General features: G+C 40.7%; 15 protein-coding genes. 2 read left to right on the top strand and 13 right to left on the bottom strand.

The features are described from left to right. Positions 1–312: 312 nt before the first annotated feature. Complete coding sequence (locus ISP07_RS17380; protein WP_054552133.1) at positions 313–1,035, top strand: tetratricopeptide repeat protein; 723 nt, start codon at positions 313–315, stop codon at positions 1,033–1,035. A gap of 19 nt (positions 1,036–1,054) precedes the next feature. Here ISP07_RS17380 and ISP07_RS17375 read toward each other — a convergent pair whose 3' ends face one another. The 13 genes from ISP07_RS17375 to ISP07_RS17315 form a co-directional block, all read right to left on the bottom strand. Continuing rightward, positions 1,055–2,467, bottom strand: a complete 1,413-nt coding sequence (locus ISP07_RS17375; RefSeq protein ID WP_209328376.1) for a coniferyl aldehyde dehydrogenase — start codon at positions 2,465–2,467, stop codon at positions 1,055–1,057. 139 nt (positions 2,468–2,606) lie between these two features. Further along, complete coding sequence (locus tag ISP07_RS17370) at positions 2,607–4,037, bottom strand: SLC13 family permease (RefSeq protein WP_228290669.1); 1,431 nt, start codon at positions 4,035–4,037, stop codon at positions 2,607–2,609. A 57-nt stretch (positions 4,038–4,094) separates the two neighbouring features. Beyond that, positions 4,095–5,054 carry a porin gene (locus ISP07_RS17365; protein WP_209328374.1) on the bottom strand — a complete coding sequence of 320 codons (960 nt, stop codon included), beginning with the start codon at positions 5,052–5,054 and terminating at the stop codon, positions 4,095–4,097. A 213-nt stretch (positions 5,055–5,267) separates the two neighbouring features. Further along, positions 5,268–6,638 (bottom strand): sigma-54-dependent transcriptional regulator, encoded by a 1,371-nt coding sequence (locus ISP07_RS17360; protein ID WP_054552130.1) that lies wholly within the window; start codon positions 6,636–6,638, stop codon positions 5,268–5,270. After that, the gene (locus ISP07_RS17355; protein WP_209328373.1) at positions 6,635–8,374 is read right to left on the bottom strand and encodes a sensor histidine kinase; all 1,740 of its coding nucleotides are present in this window, start codon (positions 8,372–8,374) and stop codon (positions 6,635–6,637) included. The genes ISP07_RS17360 and ISP07_RS17355 overlap by 4 nt, the downstream gene beginning before the upstream one ends. Before the next feature lie 22 nt (positions 8,375–8,396). Continuing rightward, on the bottom strand, positions 8,397–10,379 hold the full coding sequence (locus tag ISP07_RS17350; protein ID WP_209328372.1) for a TonB-dependent receptor plug domain-containing protein: 1,983 nt from the start codon (positions 10,377–10,379) through the stop codon (positions 8,397–8,399). A gap of 194 nt (positions 10,380–10,573) precedes the next feature. Continuing rightward, positions 10,574–10,843 carry a CBU_0592 family membrane protein gene (locus ISP07_RS17345; RefSeq protein WP_209328371.1) on the bottom strand — a complete coding sequence of 90 codons (270 nt, stop codon included), beginning with the start codon at positions 10,841–10,843 and terminating at the stop codon, positions 10,574–10,576. A gap of 147 nt (positions 10,844–10,990) precedes the next feature. Beyond that, positions 10,991–11,242, bottom strand: coding sequence for a hypothetical protein (locus tag ISP07_RS17340; RefSeq protein WP_054552126.1), 252 nt, complete (start codon positions 11,240–11,242; stop codon positions 10,991–10,993). 38 nt (positions 11,243–11,280) lie between these two features. Further along, entirely contained in the window at positions 11,281–11,685 is a 405-nt protein-coding gene (locus tag ISP07_RS17335; protein WP_054552125.1) for a DUF1761 domain-containing protein, read from the bottom strand. Between the two features lie 152 nt (positions 11,686–11,837). After that, positions 11,838–12,371, bottom strand: a complete 534-nt coding sequence (locus ISP07_RS17330; RefSeq protein WP_209328370.1) for a response regulator transcription factor — start codon at positions 12,369–12,371, stop codon at positions 11,838–11,840. Further along, complete coding sequence (locus ISP07_RS17325) at positions 12,368–13,579, bottom strand: sensor histidine kinase (protein WP_209328369.1); 1,212 nt, start codon at positions 13,577–13,579, stop codon at positions 12,368–12,370. Before ISP07_RS17325 ends, ISP07_RS17330 begins: the two co-directional genes overlap by 4 nt. Positions 13,580–13,596: 17 nt before the next feature. Continuing rightward, positions 13,597–14,001 carry a DUF4440 domain-containing protein gene (locus ISP07_RS17320; protein WP_054552122.1) on the bottom strand — a complete coding sequence of 135 codons (405 nt, stop codon included), beginning with the start codon at positions 13,999–14,001 and terminating at the stop codon, positions 13,597–13,599. Between the two features lie 8 nt (positions 14,002–14,009). Further along, positions 14,010–15,320 (bottom strand): metal-dependent hydrolase family protein, encoded by a 1,311-nt coding sequence (locus ISP07_RS17315; protein WP_209328368.1) that lies wholly within the window; start codon positions 15,318–15,320, stop codon positions 14,010–14,012. 151 nt (positions 15,321–15,471) lie between these two features. Between ISP07_RS17315 and ISP07_RS17310 the strand changes: the two genes are divergently transcribed. Next, on the top strand, positions 15,472–16,545 hold the full coding sequence (locus tag ISP07_RS17310; protein WP_209328367.1) for a ketoacyl-ACP synthase III: 1,074 nt from the start codon (positions 15,472–15,474) through the stop codon (positions 16,543–16,545). The last annotated feature ends 10 nt before the right edge of the window (positions 16,546–16,555 follow it).

The following is a 16,555-nucleotide window of genomic DNA, read 5'->3' as shown; positions in this document are numbered from 1 at the left end:
CATCTGTTTCCTCGACCCAAACATAGACATAAAACGTTACACTTTACTTGCTACATTGCTCATATCGGTGACGGTAGATATGACACGAAAAAGCCCGCTAAGGGCTTTTTTTATTTCTTTAATTTTTTTGGAAAATCTGTATCTTAAGCCTACTTGTTAATTGCAAAGCTTGCCGCTGTCTATAAATTGGGCATTTGCAGCTGTTGGGGCTAAACTAAAAGTGATGTTTTGCTCTGAGGCTGTTTGGCAAGGCATTTTATCAATAGCTGAATGCTTTGTTATTGATACCTAACACACATTTGGAGGCAGACTATGATCAAGCCTAATTTTAAATCACTATTGCTCGCTAGCACGTTAATCTTGTCACCTTTAGCAAATGCCAGTCTTGAAGATGCCCAATTAGCGGCAAATGAAGGCCGTTTTGAAGAAGCGCTTCATGAATTTAATTACCTTGCAGACAGAGGTTATGCCCCTGCAATGTATGAGCTTGCTAAAATGTACGAAGGTGGCTTTGGTGTGCAACGAGACTATCGTAAAGCAGCAGAGTTGTACGAAAAAGCAGTAAAAAAAGTGCATGCTGATTCAATGTTCGCATTGGGTGTACTTTATCAAGAAGGTAAAGGTGTCAAACTTGATAAAGAAAAAGCCATTTCATTGTATGAAATGGCGTCACAAAAAAACCATCCAGCGGCACAGTTTAATTTAGGGGTTATGTATGCCAATGGCGAAGGGGTAATTCAAGATTACCGTACCGCGCTTAGTTGGTACCAAAAGGCGGCTGCAAATAACTTTACTCTTGCGCAATTCAACATGGCTTTAATGTATTACGAAGGGTTAGGAGTTCCTAAGAATCTCGAAAAATCATACATTTGGAATACCATTGCTGAATACAACGGCAACATGGATGCAAGTCATAGCCGTAAGCTTGATGAGCGAAGTATGATGCCTGCAGAAATTGAAGCTGCTAAAGAAAAAGCAGATGCCATTTATGCAAAAATACAGGCTGGTTTATACGCACCTGACGGGCGTCTATAAATAAACTTCGTACTTGCGCTTAAGGGCGCAAGTACAGCCATTTTAATAGTTTGATCAGCAACTTATTTTGTTTTAGCAATAAACTAGTGCGAGGGTTAAACTTACCGGATACCAAGGTATTTCGTGCATGGCTAAAGGTTTTAAAACCTTCAATGCCATGATAGTGCCCCATCCCTGACTCACCAATACCACCAAACGGTAGCTGATCTGCTGTTACCTGCATCAATACATCATTAATTGCTAATGTACCGCTTCTGATTGATGTGCTTAATTTACTGATTTTCTCTTTATCGTGCCCCAAAATATACAAAGCAAGAGGTAATGAGCCACCATTGATCGTATCAATCACCTGCTGCAATGACTCATAACCGATAATGGGCAGCAAGGGGCCAAAGATCTCGTCTTGCATGACGCGCATATCATCATTCACTTGCGTTAAAATGTGCAAGCCCATACGGTGTTTTAGTTCATCAACTTGATGACCTTCTATCGGCTCAAATACTTGCGCGCCTTTGTCTTTTGCGTCAACTAAATAAGCAGCTAATCGCTGGTATTGACTCTCGGAGATAATTGAAGTCAGATTTTTACCTTCAACACCTTGTTTAAAATGTTTTCGGTAAATATCACAAAGCTGCATTACCAACTGATGCTCAAGCCGCTTTGGAACAAATACGTAATCAGGAGCAACACAAATTTGCCCTGCATTGTTCAATTTACCAAATAAAATAGTTTTCGCTGCTTCTTTGATATTTGCATCATCAAGAACAATTACTGGCGATTTACCACCTAGCTCTAACGTCACTGGGGTAAGGTTTTTACTAGCACTTTGCATTACTTTACGGCCGACAGCGGTTGAACCAGTAAACAGCATATGAGCAAAAGGAAGTTGGCAAAATTTTGCAGCAAGTTCTGCTTCGCCTTCAATCACGATACAATGCTCTTTCAATTCATCAGCCAAAATCGTTTTTATAACTGCGTTAGTGTGAGGTGTATATTCGCTTAACTTTAGCATTACGCGATTGCCTGCGGCTAATGCGGTTATGGCAGGAACTAACGCAAGTTGAATTGGATAATTCCATGGGGCAATGATGCCTACAACCCCTTTCGGCTGATAACTGATATGTGCAGACGAAGGCCATAAACTAAGTCCAACACCACGAGATTCATTTTTTGCCCACTTTGGCAAACGCTTAATCACATCACTGATTGTTTTAACTGTTGGGAAAATATCGCCTAGTACAGTATCGAAGGCTGTACGGTATCCAAAATCTTTACTTGAAGCATTCACTAAAGCCTGCTCGTTCTCAATAAGCGCAACTTTGACGCGTTTTAGAAGCTTTATTCTAATATCTATTGGTAAGTAAGGTTCAGCTAAAAATGCATCGTTCAGCTGATAATATTGTTCTTGTAATTGTGAATCTAGATCGACCAAAACGAGTACTCATCAAAAAGGTTTAAACAACTATAACGATGAATAAAATCGAGAGCAAATAAAAACAGCGCCCATAAAGAGCGCTGTGAGTGGTTGGTAAGAGTTGAAACTATTGTTCTGTATTCATTAATTTTTACATTTAAAAAGCAAATACACTCGCTGCTACAGTCATTGTTACTAAGGTGATCATGGCAATAGCTATTAAGTTAAGTGCGAACCCAGAACGGATCATATCGCGCATTTGAATTTGCCCTGATCCAAACACAATCGCGTTTGGTGGTGTCGCAACTGGCATCATAAACGCACAGCTACATGCAATTGCAGCAGGAATGACCCACACAAGCGGTGTACCAAATACTGACTCAGCAACTGGACCTAATAGTGGTAAGAAACCTGCAGCAGTGGCTGTGTTACTGGTTATTTCTGTTAAGAATGTAATAAGAGCCGTTACCGCTAAAACACTTAAAACTAACGGAATAGCGCTTGCGCCCTCGATCATATGGGCAATATATTCAGCAAGGCCAGACGACTTGATTTGTGCAGCTAGTGTTAAACCACCACCGAATAGTAGCAACACGCCCCACGGCACTTTAGCTGCACTTTCCCAATCAAGGATTCGCTCACCATCGCCTTTATTTGCTGGTAACACAAATAACATCAATGCTGCAGCAATCGCTATGCCCGTATCAGAAATTTTAAGGCCAGAGAAATCAGCAATCATAGGCCTAAAAATCCAGCATACTGCAGCTAAAGCAAATACAACAGCTACGCCTTTTTCAGCGCGCTGCATAGCTCCTAACTCTTGTAACTGTGACAAGAATAAAGATTTAGTGTCTTTGCTTGCACTTTTTGCACATTGTGTATCTACTTTATAGGCAAACTTAGTTAACCACACCCAGCATAAAATAAGCATAACTGTCGCAAGTGGTACACCTACTTTCATCCACTCAGCAAAGCCAATATCAATCTTGTAGCTATCTGATAGGTATGCAGCCATTAATGCATTTGGTGGCGTACCGATTAAGGTTGCGATACCACCGATGCTAGCACCATAGGCAATTGATAATAACAATGCTTTACCAAATTGGTCATTATCTGGGTTAGACTGTTTAACCAACATAGTAATCGACATTGCAATCGGTAACATCATCACAGCAGTCGCTGTATTTGACATCCACATTGATAAAAATGCCGTTACTAACATCATGGCTAAAATTTGTAGGCTTGGCTTAGTACCAGCACGAAGCATGGTGTTAAGTGCAATACGCTTGTGTAAACCCCAACGCTCCATCGCGATTGAGATCAAAAAGCCGCCTAAGAATAAAAAGATCAAAGGGTGTGCATAAGGTGACGCGACCCCTTTGATTGCTGCAATGCCAGCAAGAGGTGATATAACTAGTGGCAATAAAGACGTCGCAGGAATTGGCACAACTTCGCTTACCCACCAAGAAGCCATCCAAAATGCAAGGCCTGCAGTACGTAATGCAGGTACACTCATACCCGCTGGTGGATCAATTAAGCAAGTTAATAACATCACTAATGGGCCTAGCAGTAACATCACTGTGCTCATTAATGGGCGTGGCTGTGAACCATCTTTTGTTTGATTTACTAATGACATACCGACTCCTTAGAACTTGTATTTAAGGCCAAGTGCAACGCTGTTATCTGATTCAAGTTCTAAATCTAAATCAGTATAGAATAAGTAAGCAGTGGTTTGTTTATCGAACACATAGTCAACACCTGCTGTCCATTGTTTACCTTCTTCAGCATGGCGAATTTTTGAGTCGTCTTTAACATATTGCAGCTTAGGTACCCATTTATCGATTGCATAGCTTGCGCTAAGTGCATAGCCATTGCCTTCTTTCGTACCGTCGGTAGATTCACTGCGCTGGAATAAACCCGCTAACTGTAGGTTTTCAAGTTTCCATGCGGCAACAACACGGCTTGCCGTCAACTTGTTAAGTGCATCAACATGGCTGATAGCGACATAGTAGTCTTTAGATTTTAATGCACGGTCACCATAAATAACCGTTGCCGCAAAACCATCCTCATCGTTGCTGCTGTCATCTTTTGGAGCATAAGTTAGTGCAAGTGATGCGCCACCGTATGTTTTTGAGCTGTAGGTAATGGTATCGCCGATACGGTCTTGACCAGGGATCAGCTGTGCAATATCTGCTTGGGTTTCGTTAAAACCGTCAACTTTACCTTCAGAATATTTAAAACGCGTGTCGTTACGACCGACAACCACTTCACCAAAATCGCCTGCAAGGCCTAAGTAAGTATTACGAGCTGAAAATGGCTCACTGGTATCATCATGCTCAAAGCCTTTTACTTGCACTTCGTATTTAAATACTGCTTTAAGCGACTCAGTTAGTTTGTGGCTACCTTTAATACCAATGCGCGAAAAAGGTGCTTCGATTTGCGTACCTTCATCAACATAGCGCATAACGCCTGTATCTGTGTTTGCTATTTGAACTTCTGCTTTACCGTATACCGCGTAGTCTGCTGCCATTGCTGAGCCAGTTGTGCTCGCTAAAATCACAGCCGCTGCTACGCGTGTTTTTGTATGAGTGAATATTGTTGTCATTATGCGCCCCTTATTAGGTTCAAATTGTTGTTCCTAACTAGTAAGGCAAGTTGGTTGCCAACTTAGTTAATTTTAAAAAAGATGTTAAATAACAGCGAATTAACTTTGTTGACGTAAAAGAGGCTGGCTTTTATGGGTGGATTTCCACACATTTTTAAAAATATGCTGTCACCTGTTCCACCCATTGTGAAGAGTTTAATGTGAGAGAGTTGTTTAGTCTTTGAACATTTCGCGATTAATACCGTATTTGGTCATCTTGTCGTAAAGGGTTTTACGGGCAATTTGTAATGTGACCATGGTGTCTTTTATGCTGCCGTTGTTTCGCTCTAGCGCTTCTTCGATGAGTGACTGCTCATAAAAGCTAATCTTCTCAGCAAGACTTAGATCTTGAGCAAGTTCATTTTGATTATTTGTGTCGCTGTAAGAAGCAAACGCAAGATCAGAACCTAGCAATACCGCACGTTCAGCCTGATTTCTAAGCTCTCGCACATTTCCCGGCCAATCATACGCAAGGAGTCGTTGTTTAGCTTCACTACTCAATGGCGCAGGCGGCTTATGAAAACGTGTCGCCGCTATCGAGCTGAAGTGTTTAAAAAGCAGTGGAATATCAGCTTTTCTGTCACGTAATGCCGGAATACTCACTTTTACTAAATTTAGGCGGTAATATAAATCGGCTCTAAACTCCCCTGCTTCGACTAGTGTCATTAAGTCTACTTTGGTAGCAGCAACTATACGTACATCTAAATCAATGGCGTGGTTGTCACCTACAGGGGTTACTTTGCGCTCTTCAAGCACCCTCAACAACTTTACTTGTAAACTCGCAGGCGTAGACTCTATTTCATCTAAAAAGACAGTGCCGCCTTTGGCAAATTCAAACTTACCTTGACGAGATTGTGTCGCCCCTGTGTATGCACCACTGGCTGCACCAAAAAGCTCACTTTCAATAAGTTGCTCAGGTATTGCGCCGCAGTTTATAGCAACAAAATTAGCCGCTGAACGATTACTTTGATCGTGTAAATAGCGAGCAACTAACTCTTTACCCGTGCCTGTTTCACCTTCTATTAGCACATCTGCTGGCGTATCGATTACTGCATTAAGTAAATGCATCATTTGTTGCATTTGTTCGGTTTCACCCAAAATACGCACACCGGGCGCAGACGTTTTTTCAACAGCAATTTTTAAGGCGCGGTTTTCCATTACTAACGCACGTTTTTCTGAAGCACGAGCAATACAATCTAATAACTGCTCAGTTAGCGGCTTTTCAAATAGATCATAAGCACCAAGCTGCATGGCTTTAACGGCCACAGATACATCAGCAAAGCCGGTAAGAAAAATAACCGGTAGCTCGCTATCAAAGGCTTTTACTTGCTCTAAAAATGCCAAGCCATCCATTTTTGGCATGTTTATGTCGCTTAGTACAATACCTTCGAAGCGACGACTTAATTTTGAAAGTGCCGCTGTAGGCTCACTAAAACACTGAACTTGATAACCTTCAATCTCAAGGAGCTGCTTCAATGAATCACGGATCACCGCTTCGTCATCGATAACGATTACCTGATCACAGGTCGCTGCAACTTCACTCATGATGTTTCCTTGTTAGTTTGTAAAGTTATAATAAATTGTGCTCCGCCCTTAAGGCGGTTATGGGCCGTTAGGCGGCCATTAAATGAGTCGATTATTTGCCTTGAAATAGACAAGCCAAGGCCTAAACCATTGCTGGTTTTAGTGCTATAAAATGGCTCAAAGATATTACCTAATGCATGTTGATCAATACCCGGGCCAGTATCGAGAATTGATAGCTTTACTCGGTCGTCAAACAGTTCAAGTTCAAAGCTCAGTTCGCGTTTGTCAGATTCACTCATTGCTTGGCTGGCATTAGTGATCACGTTAACCAAGACTTGCTCAAACTTAACGCTGTCGACCCATACTGTTATGTTTGCATCAATATCTGCGGCTTTAACTTCGATATCATCTTGTTTTAACTGTGCGCTTGCAATCATTAAGGCATTTTTTAACATACTCGCTAAGCTTTGCTGTCTCAGTTGAGTTTGTGCCGGTTTACTAAAATGCTTTAGCTGTGCAACAATTTTGTGTACACGCTCTATTAACGACTGCACCAGGACTAAATTTTCGCTGGCTTGCTCAATATTTCCTTTGATAAGCAACCTTTTTGCACTCACTAAGTAGGTATTCATGGCACTTAATGGCTGATTGATTTCATGGTTAATGCCAGCACTTAACTGACCAATAGTTGCAAGTTTAGCTGTTTGGATCAGCGCTTTTTGAGCCTTTTCGAGAGCCTGAGTACGCTCTATAACCTCTTGCTCAAGACTGTGCCTAGAAAACAATAGCTTTTTATAACCAGCAAAACGTACCATTGCCGTATGAATAAGTACTACCGCAATAGCATAAAACACACTAAACCAAAGAAGCCTAGGGATTTGTGCAAGCTCGACATTCGTCACATCCACCAACACACTCGCTTTGGCGTTAATGATATCAATGCTTTCAACAGCACTAATAAAGCGCGATTGCTTACCGTTTAATAAAACTTTTTGAAGTATGGTTTGTTCATTTAGAGGCTTATGGGTATAGGGCAGTAAAGTGGGTTTATGTGACAGATATCGGCGCGATTTAACTAATGCAGCCATTTGTTGATTATCAAGGGGCTTAAGTGACTTTAAACGCCAATCAGCTACATCAGACATAACAATAACGTTGTCTTCAAGAGCAATGTAGAAATGTGAAGTGTCTGATGCATTAAGTAGCTGGCGGTCTTGTTCAAATTTTTTGGCATTAACTTTTAGTGCCACTACCGCAACCACCTCGCCTTGATAAAATAACGGCTCAGAAAAATAAAAGCCTCGCTCACTAGAGCGCATACCCAAAGCAAAATAAGCAACTTTTTCACCTTGTTTAGCTAAATAAAAATACGGCCGAAAAGCAAAATTACTTCCTAAGAAAGTATAGTCAACTTGCCAGTTACTACTTGCTAAAACAGTGCCTGACAAATCCATTACGTAAACATCTGAAGCCCCACTCGCTCGCTGAATATCTTCAAGATAATCATTGACCGCATCTCCACCAGCACCTTTTTCGACAATAAATGATTTTACCAAATCATTGGCACTTACTAAGCTAGGAATGGTTTTAAATCGTGCTAATTCACTTGCGATATAATGGCTTAGCTGGGTAGCTTGTGTTTGACTTTGATGCTGAGCTTGTTCGTAATCATGGCTTCTACCGAGATAAAAAACTAATATTAACAGCATGATTAGCAATACACCTGCTGCAATAAATTTTTTACTTAATGACGACATTCAAACCTTACGAACAGGACAACTAGAAATTGAATTGATAGTGTAACGATAATTCCTCAGTTGTACCAGCGACTGCGCCATTGTCAATGCGAGGATCAAATGCGTTGTATTTTTTTCCTAACAAATTTTCTGCTTTTAGCATTAGTTGGCTGTTGTTGTTTAACTGCCATTTTAAACTGCCACCCAATAAGCTGTAAGCAGATTGTTTAAAGTGAGCACCTGTCTCTGAGCTTACTTCAACTGTATCGCGCCACAATAAGTTTAAGCTCACCTGCCATGAATCAGATAAGTTATAACTACTGATTATGCTTGCAAAGCGCTTAAAGCTCGCATTGATGGGATCTTCAAAGTATTGCGTATAAGTGCCTGTAATCGAAAAATTTTTACTTGATTGCCAAGTGCTATCAAGCTCGATACCACTGTTTTGGGTGTTGAATGAGTTTGTAAAGGTAAACAATGCATCATCTGATAATGTTGGCTCAATATTTATAAAATCATTAAGTTCATTATAAAAAAGCACTGCATTAGCTTGTAACTCTGAGGTTTTATAATGCCAAACAAGTTCAGTGGTTTTTATCGACTCAGAGCGAAGCGATGGGTTACCAATTGTCACATCATCATTTGAAAAAAGCTCATTGGTAACCGGTGTTCTAAACGATTCACCATATTGCAGCTTAACAGTATGTTCTGAATTTATTTTATAGACACCCGCAAGACGTGGAGAAAGTTTACTGTCGATGTCCTTCACATCGTCATAGCGTGCGCCAATAAATAAAGTAAGTGCATCTGAGTATGGTATTTTTAGCTGTCCATAAGCACTCAAGGTTTCGAATGTAAACTTAAGTGACGAAAACTCAGGAAAGTCCATCACAGACACGATCCCTTGCTGTTCAAAGGCAGGGTCGATAATTATTTGCTCTGAATCGAAATCATAATAAGACGTGCGAACTCCTGCTTCAGTTTGCTTAGCTTCTGAGTATTCAATTCCCGCAGCAAGCTGCCATTGGTTATCGAATTGATAACTTAGCTCAGTTTCGAATTTACTGTCAGTTGTTTGCCACGCAGGGCCAACGAGAAAGTCTGGAATATCGTCAAATGTAGCAATTAACCCTGCACTTGAAATATTATGCTTTGTGAATGAGTAACTAGAATCTAGCTTTAACTTATCGTTATTGATCCAGTTGTATTTAATTCCCACAAAGGTGTTATCACTGTTATGTTGGTTTTGCTTAGAATATCCAGCGAGGTTTAAAAATTCATCAAGGGATGTTTCATTGTAACGGGCACGTAATTGCAGTTTTTTATAATCAATACCTGCGTCTAGATAAATTGCCTCAAGTGGATCTTTGACCCCCTGCGGATAACTTTCACCGTCCTTATGTTCATAAGCGAAATTTACAAAAATACGTGTATTGTCACTAAATATCCTGTTGAACTGACCTGTTGCACCGTATCGGCCATTGTTACCAACTACAAATTGCAGTGCATTTCGCTCTTTAGACGTAACAATGTTCATAACACCTAAAAATGCATTACTGCCATAAAGTGCTGACCCAGGGCCGCGAATAAACTCTATTTTTTCGATAACTTCCACAGGTATGTAAGGCAAATAAACAGAAGCCTTACCAAATGATGATTCATTTATTCGCTCACCATTTATCATCACTAAAACATTACCGCTATCTAGATAAACGCCCCGAGCATGATCTTTAGGCACCGCCCCTACCCAATCACCTCGAGTTGATTGCATACCAGGCACAAAATTCATCACTTCGTAGGCGTTATCAACCCCTAATGCTTGAATTTGCTTACGACTAAAAATACTTATTGTAGAAGGGACTGATGACAAAGTTTCGTTGGTTTTACTTGCTATATCGACTTGAACATTAAGTAAGTCTTCAAAACTTAAAGAAAATAAGTCTTGCTCTTCAGTCGCGTTTGCAACCACTGGCGAGGTTGAGGCAACTGCAATAGTAAAAAGTGCTGAACATCTGAAAAGATCCACGGTAAGCGATACCTGTACTTATAGCCCGTGTTGCAAAAGCAACACCATGTTTACACTATTAATACAAAAGATTGGTAAGCTTGCAATGTTTTTATAATTTAAGTTTATAAAGTTTTCTTAAATAGCGACAAAAAAACCCATTTTCAACTGTAAATGGGTTTCTAAAAACGTCTGTTTTAATGAGCCAAGCTTAATTAAGCTATTTCAACATTTCCAGTGCGCTTTGCTTTGATGTACTTATATAATCCAATAAGTGACGCCGCTATCCAGAAAATCTCAATAACAAAACTAGCAAGGTTAAAGTTATAACAAAGACTGATCAGTAACAGAATTGCGCCCGTTAAGTTCATCATGTTATACACAAGGCCGGTTGGCGATGCTTTATTCAGTTGTAGTAAAAAGAAAGCACCAACCACTAAGAATGTGCCTGTCATGCCAATAATATCAAATAAAAGTGCTATCACGTGCGTGAGTCCATTTTGTTCATATGTTTATACCCATACAACTGGCCCAATCCATGGGGAGGGTTGTTTTCATTCATTGAAACAGCAAACCGGTCAATAGTATCAGAGCATGAGTGAGAAACGAGGATAAATGTCCGTATTTTAATTCTATTTATGGGTAACCTTACCACCGATTATTTTTAAAGCTGGAGTACCACGGATCATGGTCTGGCGGGCAAATGGGCGTTGGCAGTCAGGGCAAATACCGGTGTCATTGGTAAAATCTTGGCTAATCCGTTCAACAAAACATTTAACCAACGCGCCTTTTCCACCTTTACGGTATTTAAATAACTGCGTTTTACATTGTGAACAAAAAATATCGACCGTTTTAGTTGGCCCTTTTTTATTTGGTTTTGCCATTAATCCATTTATTATTTCAAAAAGTGCATGCTATCACGCTATGACCAGAGACCCAAAACCAAGCCAATTAATGAAAATTGTAAAATAGCATAACCTGAATTTACCAAAAACAGTTTTAACGGCCGCTGCTCGAATATGTAGCCTATGCCTATAGCAAGGCTTACCCAACATAAACCAATTATAAAACCTGTACCAACAGCCACCCCAACAGCAACATTGGGCCCAACAAATAATGAAAAGCTAAATGAGATCAAACAGCATAATATTAAACTGCTACCAAAAACTTTAAATGGATTAATTTGTTGCAAATCTAACTCTGTTAGACCACAGCTCTCCATCCAAATACGCTTAAATAACCAAGGTGAATACCAGACAATTCCCAATAAGAATGAAGCAAGACCTGCAAAAAAAATTGCGAAAAAGTTAAGTTGATAAAAATGCATACACCAGACTCATACAACGATTAGGTTTAACATGACTTTAGTTAAGGATCAGCGATGCAGCAAATTTAAAACACGTAATTTTGTACCTATTTAGAATTCAATCCTGTACTGATTTACGCCTTCTAATTATTTTACTTACGTTAATAATCACTTTACTGCTTAACTGGTTTTTTCTGTAATTTACGCTGTAATGTTCTTCTGTGCATATTCAGTTGGCGCGCAGTTTCGGAAATATTACCATCGTTACTGTGCAAAACATGTTGGATATGCTCCCACTCAAGGCGCTCTGGCGACATAATTTTGTTTGGCTTTGATTCTTCAAGTGATAGGTTTACCTCTGTGTCTCCCAAGATTGTTTTTAAAAGTGAATTAAAATCGACAGGTTTTGGTAAATAGTCGTCAGCACCTAATCGTATGGCTTCGACTGCACTGGCAATACTGGCAAACCCAGTGAGTAACACAATGCGAGCTGAAGGAAATTGTGCTCTTAAGGGTTTAATCAGGGCAAGTCCATTATCATCCCCGAGTTTTAAATCCACTAGAAAGTGGCTCGCCTCAAAAGTGGTTATATGCTGTAAAGCTTGCTCAGCGTTATGAGCGAGTGAACATGTGAAGCCTTGTTTTGTAAAACGCCTTGCCAGTGTGCTGGCAAGATTTTCATCGTCTTCAATAATTAAAAGTTTCATACAATTTTTAAACTAACCATCGCAATTGCACCTTGCTGTGGGTGATTGCTTAGTGTTAATGAGCCATTTAAGCGCTCTAAAGTCACATTCGAAAGCATAACTGCCATCCCCATACCATTGTTACTTGGCATGAGTTGGCCACCTAATGATGCCATTTGTTGTTCGCTAAAACCTTGACCGAAATCACGTAACGACAATGAAACTGTTTGCTGATCTATGTGCCACTTAGCTTCTACGCAGTATTGCTGATTATGGTTATTCGCCGATACGGCGTTTTGCAGCAAGTTTAAAATAGCCGGTAACAGCATGGCATCACTTAAAATCGAACAATCAGGGGCGTTATTTAGCCACTGTAAGTTTTGCTCTGGAAAATGCAGTGTCATCGCATCTTGAATGGTGCTTTGTAGTGTTTCAGCGCTGATCACTTGCCGTGTTTGACCGGTCCTTAAGGCATTTGAAAGCGACCTAAAATGAGCAAGCTGTTCTTTACACTGGGCTAATGGCTTAGCCATTTCTTGTACAATGGGGTCATCAGCTTGTTGTTCTTTCAGTTCTTCAAATAACAGCTGTAAGTTTGCGATAGGCGTTGCAAGTTGGTGCGTTACTTGTGCAGCAGCGCCATCAAGCGTTAATAATTGCTCATGCCTTAATTGTTGCTCACGAGTTCGTGCAATGGTGGCTTCTCTTGCTCTCAATGTACTGTTTAATGTACCAATAACAAAAGCAATAACAATGGCGCTAATAACAAAGTTAATCCACATACCAATAAAATGATGCGTCATCTGCATTTGGTGCATGGTGTGCTCAGGCATATTTATCAGTAAAAAGCTATAAGCGGCGATTGCCAGCACTGCGGTATAAGCAAGCCCTTTCGCATTAACAGAGACCGCAGCGATCATTATCGGTAACAGTAATAACGACACAAATGCATTGGTAGCCCCGCCACTTAATGACAGCAAAATCGTTAAAAACAGTAAATCGGCTGTCAGCTGCATCAGTAAAGCGGCTGGTCTGGCTTTGGTTACTTTTCTATAAGCGAATATACTTAGCAGCTGAAAGATTGCTTCAACACAAATAACAGCAAGTAAAGGCAGTAAGGGGATTTGGTATTCAAATAGAAAGTACACCGCAATAACAGCAACAAATTGTACGGCGATTGCGGCGCTTCTTAAAATTAGTAGGCGACTAATCGCCGGATCGGTTTGCATAACGGACTCTTTAAAACTTAATCATCGTCCATTGAAATTGTAAAAACAGCACAAGGCGTTCCTTGATGAAACACCATTTGCCATTGTTTACCATTAAAACGCCACAGTGACATACGAATGGAGTAATTAAACTCTGACCGCGCAGAACGTCTAAAGGCTGCTTGATAGCTCAGCTGTGCAATATCATCACTGAGCATTCGACCTTTAAAGTGTTGATTATAAAACTGCGGTACTACCTCAGTTGGCAGACGGGTTAACACTTGGAACTTATTAAAAGACGTACCATCAGCAGCTATTTCAATAAAATCATCATCAAGTAATGCATCAAGCGCTTCAGCAGATTGCCGAACTTCTGGCTCAAGTAGCTGCCGCTCAGCATCAATTAAATGATTAAATAACGTCTCTTTAATTTTACCGCCCATAGTAACCCTTACTGTTTGAGCACTTTACCGCCCTTCATAACAAACTGAACCTGACTAAGTTCATTAATGTTATCAAGCACATTCATATTAACGCTGATAATATCTGCTTGTTTACCAACACTCAAGTCGCCAAGGTTATGACTTTGTCCTAATAGTTTAGCAGCTTCAACGGTGGCTGATTTAATTGCTTGCTTAGGCGTCATGCCATAATTAACTAATAACTCAAACTCCTTGGCATTATCACCATGCTTAGATACGCCAGAATCTGTACCAAAGGCTATTTTAACCTTGTTTTTTAATGCTAATTTAAACGACTCTTCCATTTTTGGCGCCACAAATTCAACCTTCTCAGCAATAGCTTTTGGCATATTCGGGTTATTTAGCACTTCTTCTTTTACTGTCGCGCCAGCGAGTAAGGTTGGAACTAAATACGCGTCTTGCTTTTTAAAAAGCTTAACCGTGTCTGTATCTAAAAAAGAGCCATGTTCGATTGAATCAACACCCGCTCTGAGGGCTGCTTTTACACCTTCTGTGCCATGAGCATGAGCGGTGACTTTTCGGCCTAAATGATGAGCAGTGTTAACAATGGCACTGAGTTCTTCATCAGTAAATTGCTGATTAACCCCGGCCGCTGTATTACTTAAAACACCCCCTGTTGCCGTAATTTTGATCACATCGGCACCACTTTTAATTACATCGCGTACCGCACGAGTACAATCGTCAGCACCATCACACACACCTAATCCCCCACCCTCTGTCGCTTTGGTAATATCACGGCGATAGCCATGCATGTCAGCGTGGCCGCCGGTCGGTGTGATCATATCACCTGCTGCAAAAATGCGCGGGCCAACAATGTCGCCACGCTCAACCGCTCGTTTTAATGGGAAGATAACTTGATAGCTGCTACCTAGGTCGCGCACAGAGGTAAAACCCGCATTAACCGTGCGTTTTAAGTATTTTAAAGAACGTAGTGCATAATCTGCTTCGTATTCAGTGACCCATTGATGTGGGTTACGCGTTGCATCTCGCTCAAAGGTAACATGAACGTGCATATCAATTAGACCCGGCAAGACCATCTGATTTTTTAAATCAATAACATCTGCATCATTGAGGTCTAACTGCTGTGTTGTTAAGTAGCCTGCTTTTATTGCAGCAATTTTATTACCTTCAATAACCAATGTTTGCTGCTCTTTAACACTCTGTTCAGTGCCAACAAGTACCTTTCCTGCATGAATAAGGGTGGTTTGTGCATTAACCACAAACGTAGATAACAAAGATAGTACCGATAATGTGCTTATTTTTAGATTTATTTTTTTCATAATCGCCTCATTTTTATACTAGGTTTAACTTAAATACTGAGTAAATGCCATTATTTACGACATAGCGCGGCAATGAACTAGTGTTAACAAGTGAATTTTGATATAACTTCGGGAAAATTTAACAAGTCTGACCACATAAAGAGAACACATTATGTCTTATGCCCAAATTACTGGCTGGGGTAAATGTATACCACCAGCAAGCATCAGCAATGATGAAATCAGCAATATTGTTGATACCAATGACGAATGGATCACAACACGTACAGGCATCAAATCTCGCCGTGTCAGCCATGTTTCTACTGCCGATTTAGCGACCGTTGCCGCAAAACAAGCGCTTGCTTGTGCTGGTGTTGATGGTAAAGACATTGATCTTGTACTTCTTGCGACTTGTACACCATCAACTATGGTGGCAAATACGGCCTCTTTAGTGCAAAAAAACATTGGCGCGGTTGGCGCTGCAGCAATGGACACAAACGCTGCATGTTCAGGCTTTTTATATGCATTACAAGCAGCAACGGCACAAATTCGTGCTGGTATGATCAAAAAAGCAGTCGTTATTGCCGCTGAACGTATGACGTGGTACATAAACTGGGCACGTCGCGACAGTGCTGTATTATTCGGTGATGGTGCTGGTGCCGTGGTATTAGAAGCCTCAGACACACCATCAGGTTTACTTGCCACTAAAACAGGTTGCGACAGTGAAGATCGCGACATTCTGCATATCGAAAACTTCGGTAGCGATTTAAATAAGTACGAGCCAATTGGCCCTTCTAACTTATTATTCGAAGGTCGCGAAATCTTCAAACGTGCTGTTAAAGGGATGAGCGAAGCTTGTGACGACGTTCTGAACCAAGCGCAGTTAGAGCTTGATGACATTGACGTATTAGTTCCTCACCAAGCCAATTTACGTATTATCCAAGCTATTCAGCAACGTTTGAAAGTAGCTGACGAAAAAGTCATGGTGAACATTGCCGATTACGGTAATACCTCTGCTGCAACAATTGCGATCGCAATTTGTGAAGCGGTTGAGCAAGGGCTTATCAAACCTAACTCAAACATTATGTCAGCAGCCTTTGGTGCTGGTTTAACTTGGGCGGCGAGTTACATTAAATGGGGCGAGCGTGTAACACCTATCTCGGTTTCTGATGCAACTCTACCTGAGTGTGATAAAACAGGTCTTGAACTGGTTGCACCGGCTGTTGCAGCATGTAAAGCGGCAGAGTAATCCCCCTATC

It is taken from the genome of Pseudoalteromonas sp. PA2MD11 (assembly GCF_017808125.1).
Classification (GTDB): Bacteria; Pseudomonadota; Gammaproteobacteria; order Enterobacterales; family Alteromonadaceae; genus Pseudoalteromonas; species Pseudoalteromonas simplex.
The sequence above is the reverse complement of the archived record's forward strand: the minus strand, read 5'-3'. Positions and strand labels throughout refer to the sequence as shown.